Here is a 4,768-nt window from a genome sequence, read left to right on the forward strand (position 1 = left end):
ATCGGGCTGTTGGAAGCCTACACTTACCGCTTGCGGAAGTGTAGGAGTATGTCACCTATCTTTTCATAGCCACTGCTGAAGAGAGTCTTTCCGTCAGGACTCCATGCGATCGCTTTTACCCAATGCTGATGCCCTTCTAGGGTTTGCACACAGCATCCAGTTTCTAAATCCCACAGCTTGATTGTGTTATCTTCACCAGCCGTTGCTAAGATTTGACCTGCGGGATGAAAAGCTACACTCCACACACAAGCATTATGTCCTTGGAGAGTTTGCATACATTCTCCTGTGGCTTAGGCAATGCCAGTGTGAAGGCTGTTTGCAGTTCTGTCAGGGAAACTTTCTCCCGATTAATTGCCAGATCGCGCTTTCCATTACACAATAATTTTAGGCGATCACTCTTTCTGAATAAGCTAAAAACCCAGAGAGATGCCTATGGCGATTGAAGCTATCAATGAATGTAGTTAATCTTGCCAATTTTGTTTTGATCTAGTAAAAATTTCATCTATGGTTTGATCTTGATATATTGTTTTAGAAATTTCTACATAATCAGTAGGGGTTTTGTGTAGCAATGTCAAGAACCTCATTGCTGCTGCTGAACCAAGAGATTTATATAGGGCATTTATGCCTTTTACTTTAATTTCTGTATCATCCATAATATTATTTATTTCCATAATTTTCATTATTCCTAATATAGTCAATTGGGTTCATGATTGCTATTTCTAACTCCAACTTCTGAGCTTGTTTTCTGAGACTGTCATCACAAGTTAAGAAAAAATCAGCTTGAATATAAACAGCACAGGCTAAGTGTAGGGCATCTTTGCTCGATAGATTAGCTAACTGCTGGAACAAACGGGCTTGTTCTCCTATTTCAGTTTTTGGAACTACCTTTATTTTACACAAACTCACCATGCCCAAGACTGAATATTTACGATCAACAAAGGGGCATAATTCAGTTTCATCTTGGTGCATAAAAGACCACACCAGACTTACTTGTTCTATTTGAGCTTGAGTAAATATCTCTTGGCAGGCTACAGCCTCCATTTGAATTCTAACTTGTCTTGGATCATCAAAGCCACGTTGAAAGCAGTTATAGTCTAGATAAATCAGAGTCATGTTTCATTTTTAGCAACTGCACTACTGCTTTTTTCTATTAATTGGTTATGGCTATGCCCACGGCGGTAAACTACGCATTTCTCATAACCTCAAAAGTGATAGCGATCGCACTTTCCCTCTTGAGATTATTCTGAAAATATCCTAAGCTCCCAACATCTGCAAGTTATGCAAAGTGGCATAAAGCCCTCCTTGTTGCAGTAGTTGATCGTGGCTTCCCTGTTCGATTAATTCGCCCCGCTTTAGAACAAAAATCCGGTCTACATTGCGAATCGTGGACAGGCGGTGAGCAATAATAATGGCGGTACGTCTGAGCAAAAGCTGGTTTAATGCCTCTTGAACTAAAGCTTCTGTGCCAACATCTAAACTAGCCGTAGCTTCATCTAGTACCAATATTTGGGGATTGCGAATGGCAGCCCGTGCAAAGGCTAAAAGTTGCTTTTCACCACTAGAAATATTTGTGCCCCGTTCTCGAAGTTGAGTATCATACCCTTGAGGTAGTTGTTCTATAAACTGGGCAATGTTGGTTTGCTCTGCTGCTTGTTGAATCTGTTCAATGGTATAGCCATCTCCTAAAGAAATGTTGCTTTTAACATCGCCAGCAAACAAAAAGCCTTCTTGGAAAATTACTGCCATGTAGCGCCGCAGTTCTGCCTGTGGTACTTCCCGAATATCTACACCATCTATGAGAATGCGTCCTTGGGTGGGTTCGTAGAGACGGCACAAAAGACGGATGATGGAACTTTTACCCGCACCTGTAGGACCGACTAATGCAATTTTTTCACCAGGATGAATAGTGAAATCTAAGTCTTTAATTACGTAATCATCATTTTTGTAAGCAAACCAGACGTGATCAAAACGGATTTCTCCCAGTTCCGGCGGGGAAGTCAAGTCTGGGGATTCTAAATTTGCAACTATCTCGTCTATGTAGCCAAATTTCGCATCAAATATTGAGAAGCGGACATTGGCGCGATCGCGGATTTCGATCGGTTCATCTAATATATCGCCTACGCGTTCTATGGCAGTGAAACCTGCTTGAATTACCGTAAATTTTTCGGCAAAATCCCTTAAAGGATCAAATAATTGCTGGGCATACAAGATAAATGCAGATAAAGTCCCAAAAGCTAAACTTTTTCCTAACAGTAACCAACCACCCATGCACAAAACAGCTGCGATCGCAATCAGACCAATCCATTCTAAGGTTGCTGAAATAAATGAATCATAAAAGATGGTTTGATCCATTTGCTGAGTGTAGCGCCTGTTTGTGGCGCGAAACAATTCGGCATTAACTTTTTCTCGGCGGAACAGCTGCACTACGTTAATGCCAACCACATTTTCTTGTAACTGTGAGTTCAATATAGAAAGTTCTTCCCGCCCTTTGTAATTGGCTTTGCGGTACTGTTGCTGAATGTAAACAATTAACCAGCTAACTGGTAACAACATCAATAACAGCAAACAAGTGAGCTGCCATTGGATGGAAAACATAAAACCCAAAACCACCAGCATGGAAAACAAATTGGACACAATGCCAATTGCCCCAGTAGAAAAGACATCGCCTAACACTTCCACATCGCTGGTGATTCTGGTAATTAATTTACCTACGGGTGTACGGTCAAAAAAGCGTACTGCTAACGATGTCACATGCTGGAATAAGTCTTGGCGAATTGCTGCGGTGATTTGTTGCCCTAGCTTTTGTACTATATAACCTTGGAAACCTGTGAAAATCAGCCGGATTGCGATCGCAACTACCAATAATCCCACCAGAATATTTAGCCCTTCGGACAAGGGGCGATTCCTGAGGAACTCGTAAGCGTTTGGTTCATTGCGAATTAGGGAGATAACTTGGCCAATCAACAGTGGTTGTACGGCATTAGCTAGGGCAAGCGGTACAAGTAAGCCCATTGATAGCGCCAACAGCCGTCCATTACGACGGGCATAAGGCACTAGACGCAAAAACAACCGCCAGTCATTTTCACTGCGACGAGGTTGCTTATAAGATTTTTTGAGAGATTGATAGATGCTCATAGTAAGAGCATTATATTAATGTTTGTAAAAAATAAGCTTGTTTAAAGTCAGTAAATCAAAAAGTTTTTCTTGGAAGAGTGATGCCTACGGTGGTCAATGAGCGTGGTCGAAATGCGGGCTACGCCTACGCTAAATTTGAGTAGCTTTTGATCAGGAAAGGCAGAGGGCAGGAGGCTCAGTTGGCAGAAGGAAATACTGACTCCTGTCCTCTGCCCGTGACAATCATGGAACAAGGGTTTAAGACCCTCACTAAACTCTTGTTTAGTGGCCCCAATTAAGTACGGTTTTGAATCCCCTACAAAACATTGAACCTTCTGCCTTGTCTACGACACGCTGCGCGATCTGCCCTCTGCCTTCTGCCTTCTTCAAACTGATAAACCCTTAATCTGCCAACCAACAGACATATAGGAATCCGATTTTATTCAAAGAACTTAGTTGCGTGGTGCGCGTTAGCGTTTGCGTTCGCGTCTCCGAAAGAGAAGCGCTATAGGTAGGCAATAGTGAAGAAGATAGGTAAATGTGTACTGAGTTTTTTCAACAATCAAATGCTAATCCTATAGTATATAGCAATCCTAAATGAGATTGTGAAATCAGTCGTGGAGGCAGGCAATAGGCAGTAGGCAATAGGCAATAGATTTTTTCACGAATGATTTAGGGTTGTTATCTACTGTATATAATTTATCCATCTTGTTTCCTACTTTTCAATCGATAAAGCTTTTCTAAAAACTTAGCCTTAAGGGTGATGATTTTATTCACCTAATATGTGCTGTTATTGCTTTTTCATACTTAAGATTGTATTCAGAAGTTGAGAAGGGCACATAATCTTATATAGCGGTTCCCACTCAGACGCGGTACAAAAGTATATCGCAAGGTATAGGGAACATGCCGTGCCCCTACGGGTGTACCTCACGTAAACGAGAACCGCTATATATTGTCTAGAGAATGAAACTAATTAGTGAAGCAGATTAACCTACGCTAATAGTTTACTGGCAGAACTCGGCGAAAAACCACTTCCCTACTTGCGCGTAGTAGTAAATGACCATTCTTGTTCACAATTACCAGGCTACCGACAAAATGATTGTGACAAGCGTAGTGGTGAAGCACGTTCTTTTGGTGGGGGCCATTATCGCCGACCAAGCGATCGCTTTGACGATGAAGGCTTTGAGCATCAAGTGGAAGAAATCAATTCTACGGGTGAAGCGCATTTAGGCCCTGGTAATGACTTTATTAAAGATGCTAATGGCGATCGCGTGGTTGTTAACAACTATCCTTATAACGAAAATCCTTCCCACAACGCCGCAATTATTATTCATGAAACAGCACATCATATTGTCAGCCACACCGCAGACTTCCGTGAAAACCAGAACCGCCAAAATAATCAATATAGTAACCGTAAAATCCATCTGGATGAAGGAACTTGTGATTATTGGACAGCAGTAATGCTAAACTCTCCTGACATTTACGAATGGCAAAGAGCTAACGAAAAGCTAACAGATAAAAGCAATCGCAATCTCAGCGGCCCTCGCACAACTGCCAATTTTGTCCAAGACGGTCGTAGACAAGGCAGAAGGAAAGAAGTGTCTCGTTCCCAGTCTCCGACTGGGAATGCTGTCCTAGAGGCTCCGCCTCCCTT

4 protein-coding genes and 1 pseudogene are annotated in these 4,768 nt (G+C 42.0%); 1 reads left to right on the forward strand and 4 read right to left on the reverse strand.

All coding sequences use genetic code 11. The features are described 5' to 3' along the window. Positions 1-23 precede the first annotated feature (23 nt). From VB740_RS17145 to VB740_RS17160, 4 genes are all read right to left on the reverse strand, one after another. Positions 24-275, reverse strand: coding sequence for a hypothetical protein (locus VB740_RS17145; protein ID WP_323201170.1), 252 nt, complete (start codon positions 273-275; stop codon positions 24-26). Positions 276-461: 186 nt separating this feature from the next. Next, the gene (locus tag VB740_RS17150) at positions 462-671 is read right to left on the reverse strand and encodes a hypothetical protein (RefSeq protein WP_323201171.1); all 210 of its coding nucleotides are present in this window, start codon (positions 669-671) and stop codon (positions 462-464) included. Beyond that, on the reverse strand, positions 658-1,113 hold the full coding sequence (locus VB740_RS17155; protein ID WP_323201172.1) for a PIN domain-containing protein: 456 nt from the start codon (positions 1,111-1,113) through the stop codon (positions 658-660). The genes VB740_RS17150 and VB740_RS17155 overlap by 14 nt, the downstream gene beginning before the upstream one ends. Before the next feature lie 141 nt (positions 1,114-1,254). Further along, on the reverse strand, positions 1,255-3,135 hold the full coding sequence (locus VB740_RS17160) for an ABC transporter ATP-binding protein (protein ID WP_323201173.1): 1,881 nt from the start codon (positions 3,133-3,135) through the stop codon (positions 1,255-1,257). A 1,019-nt stretch (positions 3,136-4,154) separates the two neighbouring features. Between VB740_RS17160 and VB740_RS17165 the strand changes: the two are divergent. Further along, positions 4,155-4,768 (forward strand): annotated as a pseudogene (locus VB740_RS17165) (hypothetical protein); the annotation flags it as partial.

The sequence above is a fragment of the Nostoc sp. UHCC 0251 genome (assembly GCF_034932245.1).
GTDB lineage: Bacteria > Cyanobacteriota > Cyanobacteriia > Cyanobacteriales > Nostocaceae > Nostoc.

Excerpts from the sequence above, each read along its gene's own strand:
- VB740_RS17155 (WP_323201172.1), bottom strand. The coding sequence starts at position 1,113 with ATGACTCTGATTTATCTAGACTATAACTGCTTTCAACGTGGCTTTGAT.
- VB740_RS17150 (WP_323201171.1), bottom strand. The coding sequence starts at position 671 with ATGGAAATAAATAATATTATGGATGATACAGAAATTAAAGTAAAAGGC.
- VB740_RS17160 (WP_323201173.1), bottom strand. The coding sequence starts at position 3,135 with ATGAGCATCTATCAATCTCTCAAAAAATCTTATAAGCAACCTCGTCGC.
- VB740_RS17145 (WP_323201170.1), bottom strand. The coding sequence starts at position 275 with ATGCAAACTCTCCAAGGACATAATGCTTGTGTGTGGAGTGTAGCTTTT.